Here is a 12,679-nt window from a genome sequence, read left to right as displayed (position 1 = left end):
CGATGGCTGCATGCTGCTGACCCGGCTCGCGCATGTGTCCCAGGAGGTCGCCGCCACCTCGGCGCGGTCCCGGAAGATCGCCCTGCTCGCGGAGCTCTTCCGGGACGCGGAGGCCGACGACGTCCCGATCGTCATCCCGTATCTGGCGGGCCGCCTGCCGCAGGGCCGCCTCGGCATCGGCTGGAAGGTGCTGAGCCGGCCCGTCGAACCGGCATCGGAACCCACTCTCACCGTGCGCGAGGTGGACGCCCGGCTCACCGGCCTCGGCAAGGTGTCGGGCGCCGGTTCACAGGCCGAACGCGCCCGTCTGGTGGGCGAGTTGATGGGCGCGGCCACCGCCGATGAGCAGCGCTTCCTGTTCGGGCTGATCACCGGCGAGGTCCGGCAGGGCGCGCTGGACGCCGTCGCCGTGGAAGGGCTGGCCGAGGCAACGGGCGTGCCAGCGACGGATGTTCGGCGGGCCGTGATGCTGGCCGGTTCGCTCCAGACGGTGGCCGAGGCCCTGCTCGCGGACGGGCCCGCCGCGCTCGACCGTTTCCAACTGACCGTGGGGCGCCCGGTCCTGCCGATGCTCGCGCACAGCGCTTCGTCCGTCGCGGAGGCGGTCGAGAAGCTGGGCGCCTGCGCGGTCGAGGAGAAGCTCGACGGCATCCGCGTCCAGGTCCACCGCGACGGCGAGGCCGTACGGCTCTACACCCGCACCCTCGACGACATCACCGACCGGCTTCCCGAACTGACCGCCGCCGCACTGGAGTTGAGAGGCGAGCGGTTCATCCTGGACGGTGAGGTCATCTCCTTCGACGAGGACGGGCGGCCCCGTTCCTTCCAGGAGACGGCGGGCCGGGTCGGCTCCCGGGTGGACGTGGCCACGGCCGCCGAGACGGTCCCCGTCTCCCCCGTGTTCTTCGACGTGCTGTCCGTGGACGGCCGTGATCTGCTCGACCTGCCGTTCGCCGAACGGCACGCGGAACTGGCCCAGTTGGTGCCTGAGCCGATGCGGGTACGCCGGACTCTCGCGTCCGGCCCCGAGGACATCCCGGCGGCCGAGGCCTTCCTCGCCGAGACCTTGAAGCGCGGCCACGAGGGGGTCGTGGCCAAGGGACTCGACGCTCCCTACAACGCGGGCCGCCGGGGTGCCTCTTGGCTGAAGGTGAAGCCCGTCCACACGCTCGACCTCGTCGTCCTGGCCGCCGAGTGGGGCCACGGCCGCCGCACCGGCAAGCTCTCCAACCTCCATCTGGGCGCCCGGAGTTCGGACGGTTCCTTCGTGATGCTCGGCAAGACCTTCAAGGGCATGACCGACGCCATGCTGACCTGGCAGACCGAGCGCCTCCAGGAGCTGGCCGTGGAGAGCGACGGCCATGTGGTGACCGTACGGCCCGAACTCGTTGTGGAAATCGCGTATGACGGATTGCAGAAGTCGACCCGCTACCCGGCCGGTGTCACTCTGCGCTTCGCGCGGGTCGTGCGCTACCGCGAGGACAAACGACCCGAGGAGGCCGACACCGTGGAGACACTGCTGGCCGCGCACCCGGAGGTGAAGCCGTGAGCGGGACGGGGAAGCGGAGTGCCGGGCTGTTGTTGTTCCGGCACACCGATCGTGGGCTGGAGGTGTTGCTCGGCCATATGGGTGGCCCGTTCTTCGCTCGGCGGGACGCTGGGGCGTGGAGTGTGCCCAAGGGTGAGTACGAGCCCGATGAGACCGCCTGGGACGCGGCCCGACGGGAGTTCCAGGAGGAGCTGGGGATCGCGCCGCCGGACGGTGAGGCGATCGAGCTCGGCGAGGTCCGGCAGAGCAACGGGAAGGTCGTCACCGCGTGGGCGATCGATGCTGATCTGGATCCGGCGGCCATGGTTCCCGGCACCTTCCGGATGGAGTGGCCGCCGAAGTCCGGGCAGGTCCAGGAGTTCCCGGAGCTGGACCGGGTGGAGTGGTTGAGCCTCGTACGGGCGCGGGAGGTCGTCGTCACAGCGCAGGCCACGTTTCTCGACCGGCTGGCGGAGCACTCGGGCTGAAGGGCCGTGTACGCGTTGCGGTCCCCCGTGCCACGCGGGAAGGTCGAAGCACAGCCCGCTCCAGGAGGTCAGCCATGCCCATCGCGACGGTCAACCCGGCGAACGGCGAGACGCTCAAGACGTACGAGGCCATGGGTGCCGAGGAGATCGAGCGCCGGCTCCAGCTCGCGGAGGCCACGTTCCGTACATACCGGACGTCTTCCTTCGCCGAGCGCGCCCGGCTCATGCACCGGGCCGCCGATCTGCTCGACGAGGACCAGCAGGACATCGGCCGGACCATGACCACCGAGATGGGCAAGCCGGTCAAACAGGCCCGCGCGGAGGCCGCCAAGTGCGCGAAGTCGATGCGCTGGTACGCCGACCACGCGCAGGAACTGCTCGCCGACGAGCTGCCCGCCGCGGCGGATGTCAAGGACTCGGGCGGTTCACGGGCCCTGGTCCGTTACCGGCCGCTCGGCCCCGTCCTCGCGGTGATGCCGTGGAACTTCCCGTTGTGGCAGGTGATCCGCTTCGCCGCGCCCGCGCTGATGGCGGGCAACGTCGGCCTGCTCAAGCACGCGTCGAACGTCCCGCAGACCGCCCTCTACCTGGAGGACCTGTTCCACCGCGCGGGCTTCCCCGAGGGCGCCTTCCAGACCCTGCTGGTCGGTTCCGGCGCGATCGAGGAGATCCTGCGCGACGAGCGGGTGAAGGCGGCCACGCTCACCGGCAGCGAGCCCGCGGGCCGGGCGGTCGCGTCCGTCGCCGGGGACATGGTCAAGAAGACGGTGCTGGAGCTGGGCGGCAGCGACCCGTACGTCGTCATGCCGTCCGCCGACATCGAGCGGGCCGCGCAGATCGCGGTGACCGCGCGGGTGCAGAACAACGGGCAGTCGTGCATCGCCGCGAAGCGGTTCATCGTGCACACGGATGTCTTCGACGCCTTCGCCGAACGCTTCGTGGCGGGCATGAAGGCGCTCACGGTCGGTGATCCGCTGGAGGAGGAGACCGAGGTCGGACCGGTCGCGAGCGAGCAGGGCCGTAGCGATCTGGAGGAACTCGTCGACGACGCGGTGGAGAGCGGGGCGACCGTGCTGTGCGGTGGTGAGCGGCCGGACGGGCCCGGCTGGTTCTACCCGCCGACCGTCCTCACCGACATCACCCGCGAGATGCGCGTCCACCGCGAGGAGACGTTCGGACCCGTCGCCACGCTGTACCGGGTCGCCGACCTCGACGAGGCCGTCCTCCTCGCCAACGACACGCCGTTCGGGCTGAGTTCCAACGTGTGGACGCGGGACGAGGCGGAGGTCGAGCGGTTCGTACGGGACCTGGAGGCCGGTGGGGTGTTCTTCAACGGGATGACCGCGTCGCATCCGGCGTTCCCGTTCGGCGGGGTGAAGCGGTCCGGGTACGGGCGGGAACTGTCGGGGCACGGAATCCGCGAGTTCTGCAACATCACCACGGTATGGCACGGAGCGTGAGCGTTCCGCGGCTACGATCCCCTCTGTGAACCGCGAAGTGACTCTGCCTCTGATCGTCGACGACCGCGGGACCCTGCAGGTGGCTGCCGCCGACGTCAGCAAGCTTTTGCGCACCGTGGGTGGGCGGTGGCTGCACCTTGTCGAGGCCGGGGAGGACGGGCTCGATGAGGACACGGTGGCCGCGCTGACGATCGAGCTGGCGAAGCTGGCTGATCGGATTGACGTCGCGTGCATTGCGCACAGCAGTGGGGGCGCTTCGTAGTTCTGCCGGTGCGGGTCCGTTGTGGCTTGTCGCGCCCACGCGGCGGAGCCGCACGTAGATACAGCCCCGCGCCCCTAGGGGGTGCCCCGAGCCTGCGTCGGAAGACTCGCCCTGCCCAACAGCCGCCCCATTCCGCGAAGTTGGACGTCCGGGCGAGGACCACGTCCGCTGGATTCGCGGTCGTCGCGTGCCCTGTCGATGGGGGCCGGATACTGATCCGACCTTTACACAGGGTCCCTGAATTGGAGTAGTCCACCGAGAGATCGTCGCTCTCAAGGGTGATCGTGGGTGCACCACCCTCTGAGGTGAACCACCTTCTGACCGGCGGGCGAAGGCCTTCCGGAAGGCGAAAGCAGGGACGGTTCATGGCGACTTTGTGCAAACCCTCGGTGTCGGTTCCCGAGCACGTGATCACGATGGAGGAGACGCTGGAGCTGGCGCGCTCCCGTCACGCGGACCACCCCAACCTGCCGCTGGCCCTCCGGCTGATCGAGAACACCGGTGTGCGCACCCGGCACATCGTGCAGCCCATCGAGGAGACCCTGAAGCACCCCGGGTTCGAGGACCGCAACAAGATCTACACGGCCGAGGCGAAGGCCCGGGTCCCGTCGGTCGTGCAGCGCGCGCTCGACGAGGCGGAGCTCCTCACCACCGACATCGACGTGATCATCTACGTGTCGTGCACGGGCTTCATGATGCCCTCGCTCACGGCCTGGCTGATCAACGAGATGGCCTTCCAGTCCACCACCCGCCAGATCCCCATCGCCCAGCTGGGCTGCGCGGCCGGCGGCGCGGCGATCAACCGGGCGCACGACTTCTGCACGGCCTACCCGGAGGCCAACGCGCTCATCGTGGCCTGCGAGTTCTGCTCGCTGTGCTACCAGCCGACCGACCTCGGCATCGGCTCCCTGCTCTCCAACGGCCTCTTCGGCGACGGCATCGCGGCGGCCGTGGTGCGCGGGCGCGGCGGCACGGGCATCCAGCTGGAGCGCAACGGGTCGTACCTGATCCCCAAGACCGAAGAGTGGATCATGTACGACGTCCGGGCCACCGGGTTCCACTTCCTGCTGGACAAGCGGGTGCCGGCCACCATGGAGCCCCTCGCACCGGCGCTCCAGGACCTCGCGGGACTGCACGGCTGGGACGCGGCCGACCTGGACTTCTACATAGTCCACGCGGGCGGGCCCCGAATACTCGACGACCTGAGCAAGTTCCTCCAGGTCGACCCGCACGCGTTCCGGTTCAGCCGGGCCACCCTCACCGAGTACGGCAACATCGCCAGCGCCGTCGTCCTGGACGCGCTGCGCCGGCTCTTCGACGAGGGCGGCGCCGAACACCGGGCGCGTGGACTGCTCGCCGGGTTCGGCCCCGGTATCACCGCCGAGATGGCCCTGGGCCGCTGGCACAACGACGACCGAGAGACGGCTTGAGTACGGCATGACTGAAGAGACGCTCACCGAGACCCTGCCCCCGGTCCGGCCCTGGCCGGCCCTCGATCTGACCGGGGTGGACTTCGACCCGGTCCTCGCCAAGCTGATGCGGGAGGGTCCGGTCAACCGGATCAAGCTGCCCAACGGCGAGGGCTGGGCCTGGCTGGTCACCCGGCACGACGACGTGCGGATGGTCACCAACGATCCCCGGTTCAGCCGCGAGGCGGTGATGGACCAGCCGGTGACCCGGCTCGCCCCGCACTTCATCCCGGCCCGCGGCGCGGTCGGCTTCCTCGACCCGCCGGACCACACCCGGCTACGGCGCTCGGTCGCCCCCGCGTTCACGGCGCGCGGGGTGGAGCGGGTGCGGGAGCAATCCCGGCTGCTGCTCGACGAGTTGGTCGACGATCTGCTCCAGCACGGGCCGCCGGCCGATCTCACCGAGACGGTGCTGAGCCCCTTCCCCATCGCGGTGATCTGCGAGCTGATGGGAGTCCCGGCCGCCGACCACCACGGCATGCACACCTGGACCCAGCTCATCCTGTCCTCCTCGCACGGCGCCAAGGTCAGCGAGAAGGCGAAGCAGGAGATGGGCGCCTACTTCGGCGATCTCATCGGTCTGCGGGAGGGCAGCGACGGCGAGGACGTCGCCTCGCTGCTCGGTGCCGCCGTGGGCCGGGAGGAGATCACGCTGGAGGAGGCGGTCGGGCTCGCGGTGCTGCTGCAGATCGGCGGCGAGGCGGTCACCAACAACAGCGGGCAGATGTTCTACCTGCTGCTGACCCGTCCGGATCTCGTCGAACGACTGCGCGCGGAGCCGGAGTTGAGGCCCCAGGCCATCGACGAGCTGCTGCGCTACATCCCGCACCGCAACGCGGTCGGGCTGTCCCGGATCGCCATGGAGGACGTGGAGATCCGCGGCGTACGGATGCGGGCGGGCGACCCGGTGTACGTGTCGTACCTGGCCGCGAACAGGGACCCGGACGTGTTCCCGGACCCGGACCGGATCGACTTCACGCGCAGCCCGAACCCGCATGTGTCCTTCGGCTTCGGCCCGCACTTCTGTCCCGGCAACATGCTGGCGCGACTGGAGTCCGAGCTGCTGGTGGACGCCCTGCTGGACCGGATGCCGGGGCTGCGGCTCGCGGTCCCGGCCGACGAAGTGCCGTTCAAGAAGGGCGCGTTGATCCGCGGGCCCGAGGCGCTGCCGGTGACGTGGTGAGGTGTCGATGACGGCGACGGAGGGGCTGCTGGTGCCGCCGGGTCACGGCCGGGTCGTCCAGACACCCGCCCAGCACGTGACGTTCAAGGTGACCGGCTCGCACTCCCGGACCGCGTCGACCTTCGAGGTGGTGGTGCCGCCGGGGTTCGACGTCGGGGCCCATGTGCACACCCGCAGCGAGGAGTTGTTCTACGTGCTCGAAGGCGAGCTGGATGTCCTCGCCTTCGAGCCGCGGATCCGTACGCCGGACAACTGGCAGCGCTGGGAGTCGAGTTCGGGGACGCGGGCGGTACGGGCGACGCCGGGCACGGTGATCGTCGTACCGCCGGGCTGCCCGCACGCGTTCGCGAACCCGACGGAAGCGTCGGCGAAGATGTTCTTCCAGGCGTCTCCGCCGCCGGACCACGAACGGTATTTCGAGGAGCTGTTGGAGATCCTCGGCAGCGGGGGTCCGCCGGATCATGCGGCGATCGAGGAGTTGCGGGGGCGGTACGACATCGAGCAGCTGACGCCCCTCAAGCACCGTTGACCCTGCGACGCGGTCGGTAATCGAGTTGATCGGCGTTGAGCGGGTCGACTAAGAACAGTCCATGCTGCGAGGAACCAAGATCGGGCTCCGGGCCCGGCACGAGTCGGATGTCCCGGTCCTGCACGCCGAGTTGTACGACGACGTGGTGACGAGATCGCGAGTGGACTCACGGCCCTGGCGTCCCGTCTCACCGGGCAGCGAGGCTTCGCCGTTCGCGGTCACCGAACCTGCCGACGATGCCGCCCCCTTCGCTGTCGTTACCCTCGACAACGACGAGTTGGCGGGGACCGCGGGGCTGTGGGGCATCGACACCCACAACAGAAGCGCCCACCTGGGCATGTCGCTGCGGCCGGGGTTCCGTGGCCGCGGACTCGCCGTCGATGTCGTCGAGGTGCTGTGCACCTACGGCTTCACCGTCCGCGGCCTGCACCGGCTGCAGTTGGAGACCCTGGCCGACAACACAGCGATGATCCGGGCCGCCTCCCGCGCCGGGTTCGCGCAGGAGGGGACCCTCCGTCGTGCGGCGTGGGTCAACGGGGAGTTCGTCGACGAGGTGATCCTCGGGTTGCTGGCCGAGGAGTGGAATTCCGGTGCGCAACGGCGCCCCTGAAGGGGCGCGGGGCTGAGTCGATATGCGGCTCCGCCGCGTGGGCTTTTTGGGGGCGCGGGACTGTATCGATGTGCGGCTCCGCCGCGTGGGCGCGACCAGCTCTCGACATCGGCGAGCGCAGGTTTTTAAGGGGCGCGGGGAACTGCGCGACCAGCCCCCACCGACCCGCACCCGAAACTCAACGAATCGGCATCCCCGACAGCGTCCTCGCGATCACCAACCGCTGAATCTCACTCGTGCCCTCGAAGATCGTGTAGATCGCAGCGTCACGGTGCATCCGCTCGACCGGATACTCACGGGTGTAGCCATTACCGCCGAGGATCTGAATCGCCTGCCCCGTGACCTTCTTCGCCGTCTCGCTCGCGAACAGCTTCGACATCGACCCCTCGGCCGCCGTGAACTGCTTGCCGTTGACGGCCATCCAGGACGCCCGCCACACCAGCAGCCGCGCCGCGTCGATGGACGTACGCATGTCGGCGAGCTGGAAGGCCACACCCTGGTTGTCGATGATCGGGCGGCCGAACTGCTCGCGGGTCATCGCGTAGTCGAGGGCGACCTCGTACGCGGCACGGGCGGTGCCCACCGCCATCGCACCGACGGCCGGGCGGGACGCCTCGAACGTGGCCATCGCCGCGTTCTTCACCCGCTCGCCGCCGCCGGCCTTCGCGCGCTCACGGGCGCGGGCGAGGCGCTCGTCGAGCTTCTCCTTGCCGCCGAGCAGGCAGGAACCGGGGATGCGCACGTCCTCCAGGACGACCTCGGCGGTGTGCGAGGCACGAATGCCGTGCTTCTTGAATTTCTGGCCCTGGGACAGTCCCGGCGTGCCGGACGGGACGATGAAGGAGGCGTGGCCCTTGGAGCCGAGGTCCGCGTCGACGACCGCGACGACGACGTGGACGTTGGCGATACCACCGTTGGTCGCCCAGGTCTTGGTGCCGTTGAGCACCCACTCGTCCTTGGCCTCGTCGTACACGGCACGCGTGCGCATGGAGGCCACGTCGGAGCCGGCGTCGGGCTCGGAGGAGCAGAAGGCGGCGACCTTGACGTCGTTGGCGTCGCCGTACATCTGGGGAATCCAGGTGCCGATCTGCTCCTCGGTGCCGTTGGCGAGGACGCCGACCGCGGCGAGACCGGTGCCGACGATGGAGAGGGCTATGCCCGCGTCGCCCCAGAACAGTTCCTCCATGGCCATCGGGATGCCGAGGCCGGTGGGGTCGAAGTACTGCTGGGCGTAGAAGTCCAGGGAGTAGATGCCGACCTTCGCGGCCTCCTGGATGACCGGCCAGGGAGTCTCCTCACGCTCGTCCCATTCGGCGGCGGCGGGGCGGATGACGTCGGCGGCGAAGCCGTGCAGCCAGTCCCGCACCTCCTTCTGTTCGTCGTTGAGTTCCATGGTGAACTCGGCCATGACTCCTCCAGCAGCGCACTAGCATGTTACTTGCGGTAACGACAGAGTCTGTTACCGACGGGTAGGAAAAGTCAACTCCCGATGACCACTCGGCAGCCCGTTCGAGGTGTTGGGCACATTGAGTGTTAGTTTGCGCAGGCGTCACCGATTCAGCACGGGTGGGGAGAGCTCATGGACACCACGCAGCGGACCGATCAGCAACGGTCCGCCGATCGCCGACGGCGCGAGTTGTTGGAGGCCGCGGACAGAGTGGTGCTGCGTGATGGTCCGCAGGCCTCGATGAACGCGATCGCCGCGGAAGCGGGTATTACGAAGCCGATTCTGTACCGGCACTTCGGGGACAAGGGTGGACTGTACGCCGCCCTTGCCAAGCGGCATACGGATGCCCTGTTGTCGTCGTTGCGGGCGGCGTTGGATGCGCCCGCTGAACGTCGGGAGCGGGTTGAGTCCACGCTCGACACGTACCTCGCCGCGATCGAGGCGCTGCCTCAGGTGTATCGGTTTTTGATGCATCCCGTGGAGGGTGGGCAGACCGCGGATCAGGGGTTCGACACGGGGAATCACTCGGTTCCGCTGCTGCGGCGTATGGGCGAGGAGTTGGCCCAGGTCATCGAGGAGCGGGTGGATCTTGGGCCCAACAGTCAGCAGCTGGCTCGGGTGTGGGGGCATGGGATTGTCGGGATGATGCACGCGGCGGGTGACTGGTGGCTGGGCGAACGGCCTTGCTCCCGGGCCGAGTTGGTGCGGAGTCTGGCTGATCTGTTGTGGGGGCGACTGGCTGCCGCCGGGGACAAGGTTGGCGGGCCGGGGTTCTAGGGGTCGTATTCGACTGCGGGTGCGTGGGGGCTGGTCGCGCTCACGCGGCGGAGCCGCAAATCGACACAGCCCCGCGCCCCTCGAAGACCTGCGCTCGCCCGTGTTGAGAGCTGGTCGCGCCCCTAAAAGGGCATCACCTTGGCCGGTGCCAAGAAGCCCGAGACACCTGTCGCATCAAGCGTTTGTGGCGCCAGCCCGTCAGGTGGTCCGCGTATACCCGGCCCTCCACGTGGTCGTATTCGTGCTGCAAGCACCGTGCGAACCAGCCCGTGCCGTGCACGGTGACCGGGTCGCCGGTCATCGTGAAGCCCTCGACAACAGCGTGGTCGTAGCGCTCCGTTCCTGCCTCCAAGCCAGGCAGGGACAGACACCCCTCCGGTCCCCGCAACACCACACCGTCCGTCTCCACCAGGCGTGGGTTCACCACATGGCCGAGGTGGCGGGTCTCCTCGTCGTCGGGGCAGTCGTAGACGAACACCCGCGAGGATTCGCCTACTTGGTTCGCGGCGAGGCCGACGCCCTGGGCGGCGTACATCGTCGCGAACAAGTCCTCTACGAGGCGGGCGAGTTCGGGGCCGAAGTTCGTGACCTCCTCGCACGGGGCATGCAGGAGGGGGTCGCCGAGCAGGGTGAGGGGACGGACTCGCCCGCGGGCGCCCGGGATGGAGCCGTATCGCATGGGCGCAAGGGTACGGTTCTCTACGGCGCACGCCCGCCGCGAGGGGTTCGCGGTGCCGCGGTTCGGGCACCGATAAGGATCTCGATAGGCTGAGGTCCACACCACGTTGCCGGAGGCAGAGGCGCGGCGCGTACGCAAGGAGGATCGAGAACTGATGGCAGGCAACTCGGACCCGCTCACGCCGCGGGCCAAGCTGGCCGTGACGGCGGGCAAGGCGGTCGCGGCGGCATCGCGTGCCGCGGGGCGGGGCAGCGGATCGGTGATCGGCGGCCGAGTGGCACTCAAACTCGACCCCGACCTGCTCGCCCGGCTCGCGCAGAGCCTGGATGTGACGCTCGTCTCGGCCACCAACGGCAAGACCACGACAACGCGACTGATCGCCGAGGCCCTCGGGGCTGCCGGGCCGGTCGTCTCGAACGCGCTCGGCGCCAACATGCCCGCCGGTATCACCTCGGCGCTGGCCGGTGGCTCGGACGCCAAGTTCGGTGTCATCGAGGTCGACGAGAAGTACCTCGCCGGCGTCGCCCGCGACACCGACCCCAAGTGCATCGCCCTGCTCAACCTCTCCCGCGACCAGTTGGACCGCGCGGCCGAGACCCGCATGCTCGCGGAGAACTGGCGTGAGGGGCTGTCGGGTTCCAAGGCCGTCGTCGTCGCCAACGCGGACGACCCGCTGGTCGTGTGGGCCGCTTCCTCCTCCCCCAACGTGATCTGGGTCGCCGCCGGGCAGATGTGGAAGGACGACGCCTGGTCGTGTCCTTCGTGCGGTGGCGTGATGCAGCGGCCGGGCGACGACTGGTTCTGCGGCGAGTGCGGGTTCCGTCGGCCTACGCCGAGCTGGGCGCTGTCCGGCGACCATGTCCTCGATCCGCACGGCTCCGCCTGGCCCATTCACCTTCAGCTGCCTGGGCGTGCCAACAAGGCCAACGCCGCGTCCTCGGCCGCCGTCGCCGCCGTCTTCGGGGTGCCGCCACAGGTCGCCCTGGAGCGCATGTACCGGGTGCAGGCCGTCGCCGGACGCTATGACGTCGTCCAGTTCATGCAGCGCGACCTGCGCCTGCTGCTGGCGAAGAACCCGGCGGGCTGGCTCGAAACGTTCAGCCTGATCGACCCGCCGCCGACCCCGGTGATCCTCTCGGTGAACGCGCGCGGCGCCGACGGCACCGACACCTCGTGGCTCTGGGACGTCGACTACACCCGACTGACCGGCCACCCCATCTTCGTCGTGGGCGACCGCAAGCTGGACCTCGCGGTCCGACTGGAAGTGGCCAACCAGCACTTCCAGGTCTGCGACAACCTCGACCAGGCCGTGCAGATGGCCCCGCCCGGCCGCATCGAGGTCATCGCGAACTACACCGCGTTCCAGGACCTGCGCCGCCGCGTCGGCAACTGAGACTCAGAGGACGAATTGACCATGAGCGACAACCAGCTGCGTCTGGTGTGGATCTACCCCGACCTGCTGAGCACCTACGGCGACCAGGGCAACGCCCTTGTCGTGGAACGCCGGGCACGGCAGCGCGGCCTCGACGTGGCCCGGCTGGACGTGCGCAGCGACCAGCCCATCCCGACCTCGGGCGACATCTACCTGATCGGTGGCGGTGAGGACCGTCCGCAGCGGCTCGCGGCGGAGCGGCTGCGCCGCGACGGCGGTCTGCACCGGGCGGTCGGCAACGGCGCGATCGTCTTCTCGGTGTGCGCCGGCTACCAGATCCTCGGCCACGAGTTCATCAACGACCTCGGCCAGCGCGAGCCCGGCCTCGGTCTGCTCGACGTGGTGTCGACGCGTGGCGAGGGCGAGCGGTGCGTCGGCGATGTCCTGGGTGACATCGACGCGCGCCTGGGTCTGCCCCAGCTGACCGGCTTCGAGAACCACCAGGGCGTCACCCACCTCGGCCCCACCGCGCGCCCCTTCGCCACCGTCCGCCTCGGCAAGGGCAACGGCACGGGTGACGGCACGGAGGGCGCGTACAACGACACGGTGTTCGGTACGTACATGCACGGGCCCGTGCTCGCCCGCAACCCGCTGATCGCGGACCTGCTGCTGAAGCTGGCCCTCGATGTGAACGCGCTGCCGCCGATCGACGACCGCTGGTACGAGGCGCTCCGCAACGAACGCATCGGCGCAGCTCAACAGCCTGCCTGAACCAGGTGTCCATCTCCACTTCGGCTACCGGAAACCAGCCCGTCTGACGGCCTGTCCGCGCAGGTGAGCGGGGTCGTCCAGCTGGCGGACGCACGCTACGGTCC

At 69.3% G+C, this 12,679-nt stretch carries 13 protein-coding genes; 11 read left to right on the top strand and 2 right to left on the bottom strand.

Annotated elements, in window-relative coordinates; translation table 11 throughout:
* Positions 1–10 precede the first annotated feature (10 nt).
* The 8 genes from AC31A1_RS01850 (at position 11) to AC31A1_RS01815 (ending at position 7,529) form a co-directional block, all read left to right on the top strand.
* A complete protein-coding gene (locus AC31A1_RS01850; RefSeq protein WP_489651466.1) occupies positions 11–1,549 on the top strand; it encodes an ATP-dependent DNA ligase in 1,539 nt (512 codons plus the stop codon).
* On the top strand, positions 1,546–2,016 hold the full coding sequence (locus tag AC31A1_RS01845) for an NUDIX hydrolase (protein WP_489651465.1): 471 nt from the start codon (positions 1,546–1,548) through the stop codon (positions 2,014–2,016). The genes AC31A1_RS01850 and AC31A1_RS01845 overlap by 4 nt, the downstream gene beginning before the upstream one ends.
* 74 nt (positions 2,017–2,090) lie before the next feature.
* Positions 2,091–3,476: an NADP-dependent succinic semialdehyde dehydrogenase gene (locus AC31A1_RS01840; RefSeq protein ID WP_489651464.1), complete on the top strand. Its 1,386-nt coding sequence runs from the start codon at positions 2,091–2,093 to the stop codon at positions 3,474–3,476.
* A gap of 25 nt (positions 3,477–3,501) precedes the next feature.
* On the top strand, positions 3,502–3,738 hold the full coding sequence (locus AC31A1_RS01835; protein WP_079309507.1) for a DUF6213 family protein: 237 nt from the start codon (positions 3,502–3,504) through the stop codon (positions 3,736–3,738).
* Positions 3,739–4,103: 365 nt separating this feature from the next.
* Positions 4,104–5,168, top strand: coding sequence for a type III polyketide synthase (locus AC31A1_RS01830; RefSeq protein ID WP_393753705.1), 1,065 nt, complete (start codon positions 4,104–4,106; stop codon positions 5,166–5,168).
* 7 nt (positions 5,169–5,175) lie between these two features.
* Entirely contained in the window at positions 5,176–6,390 is a 1,215-nt protein-coding gene (locus tag AC31A1_RS01825; RefSeq protein ID WP_489651463.1) for a cytochrome P450, read from the top strand.
* Positions 6,391–6,397: 7 nt separating this feature from the next.
* A complete protein-coding gene (locus tag AC31A1_RS01820; RefSeq protein ID WP_489651462.1) occupies positions 6,398–6,919 on the top strand; it encodes a cupin domain-containing protein in 522 nt (173 codons plus the stop codon).
* 61 nt (positions 6,920–6,980) lie between these two features.
* On the top strand, positions 6,981–7,529 hold the full coding sequence (locus tag AC31A1_RS01815; RefSeq protein WP_489651461.1) for a GNAT family N-acetyltransferase: 549 nt from the start codon (positions 6,981–6,983) through the stop codon (positions 7,527–7,529).
* 178 nt (positions 7,530–7,707) lie between these two features.
* On the opposite strand, the gene AC31A1_RS01810 is transcribed toward AC31A1_RS01815, so the two are convergent.
* On the bottom strand, positions 7,708–8,937 hold the full coding sequence (locus tag AC31A1_RS01810; protein ID WP_033278259.1) for an acyl-CoA dehydrogenase family protein: 1,230 nt from the start codon (positions 8,935–8,937) through the stop codon (positions 7,708–7,710).
* A 171-nt stretch (positions 8,938–9,108) separates the two neighbouring features.
* On the opposite strand from AC31A1_RS01810, the gene AC31A1_RS01805 reads away from it, so the two are divergent.
* Positions 9,109–9,753 (top strand): TetR/AcrR family transcriptional regulator, encoded by a 645-nt coding sequence (locus tag AC31A1_RS01805; protein WP_393753709.1) that lies wholly within the window; start codon positions 9,109–9,111, stop codon positions 9,751–9,753.
* A 133-nt stretch (positions 9,754–9,886) separates the two neighbouring features.
* On the opposite strand, the gene def is transcribed toward AC31A1_RS01805, so the two are convergent.
* A complete protein-coding gene (def, locus tag AC31A1_RS01800) occupies positions 9,887–10,432 on the bottom strand; it encodes a peptide deformylase (RefSeq protein WP_489651460.1) in 546 nt (181 codons plus the stop codon).
* A gap of 154 nt (positions 10,433–10,586) precedes the next feature.
* Between def and AC31A1_RS01795 the strand changes: the two genes are divergently transcribed.
* Both AC31A1_RS01795 and AC31A1_RS01790 read left to right on the top strand, forming a co-directional pair.
* Entirely contained in the window at positions 10,587–11,825 is a 1,239-nt protein-coding gene (locus tag AC31A1_RS01795) for a Mur ligase family protein (RefSeq protein ID WP_393753711.1), read from the top strand.
* Positions 11,826–11,846: 21 nt separating this feature from the next.
* A complete protein-coding gene (locus AC31A1_RS01790) occupies positions 11,847–12,575 on the top strand; it encodes a type 1 glutamine amidotransferase (protein WP_489651459.1) in 729 nt (242 codons plus the stop codon).
* Positions 12,576–12,679 lie beyond the last annotated feature (104 nt).

The organism is Streptomyces sp. P5F9, from assembly GCF_057961495.1.
The sequence above is the reverse complement of the archived record's forward strand: the minus strand, read 5'-3'. Positions and strand labels throughout refer to the sequence as shown.

Coding starts and splice junctions, on each gene's coding strand:
- AC31A1_RS01850 (WP_489651466.1), top strand. CDS start 11: ATGCTGCTGACCCGGCTCGCGCATGTGTCCCAGGAGGTCGCCGCCACC.
- AC31A1_RS01840 (WP_489651464.1), top strand. CDS start 2,091: ATGCCCATCGCGACGGTCAACCCGGCGAACGGCGAGACGCTCAAGACG.
- AC31A1_RS01830 (WP_393753705.1), top strand. CDS start 4,104: ATGGCGACTTTGTGCAAACCCTCGGTGTCGGTTCCCGAGCACGTGATC.
- AC31A1_RS01825 (WP_489651463.1), top strand. CDS start 5,176: ATGACTGAAGAGACGCTCACCGAGACCCTGCCCCCGGTCCGGCCCTGG.
- AC31A1_RS01820 (WP_489651462.1), top strand. CDS start 6,398: ATGACGGCGACGGAGGGGCTGCTGGTGCCGCCGGGTCACGGCCGGGTC.
- AC31A1_RS01815 (WP_489651461.1), top strand. CDS start 6,981: ATGCTGCGAGGAACCAAGATCGGGCTCCGGGCCCGGCACGAGTCGGAT.
- AC31A1_RS01810 (WP_033278259.1), bottom strand. CDS start 8,937: ATGGCCGAGTTCACCATGGAACTCAACGACGAACAGAAGGAGGTGCGG.
- AC31A1_RS01805 (WP_393753709.1), top strand. CDS start 9,109: ATGGACACCACGCAGCGGACCGATCAGCAACGGTCCGCCGATCGCCGA.
- def (WP_489651460.1), bottom strand. CDS start 10,432: ATGCGATACGGCTCCATCCCGGGCGCCCGCGGGCGAGTCCGTCCCCTC.
- AC31A1_RS01795 (WP_393753711.1), top strand. CDS start 10,587: ATGGCAGGCAACTCGGACCCGCTCACGCCGCGGGCCAAGCTGGCCGTG.
- AC31A1_RS01790 (WP_489651459.1), top strand. CDS start 11,847: ATGAGCGACAACCAGCTGCGTCTGGTGTGGATCTACCCCGACCTGCTG.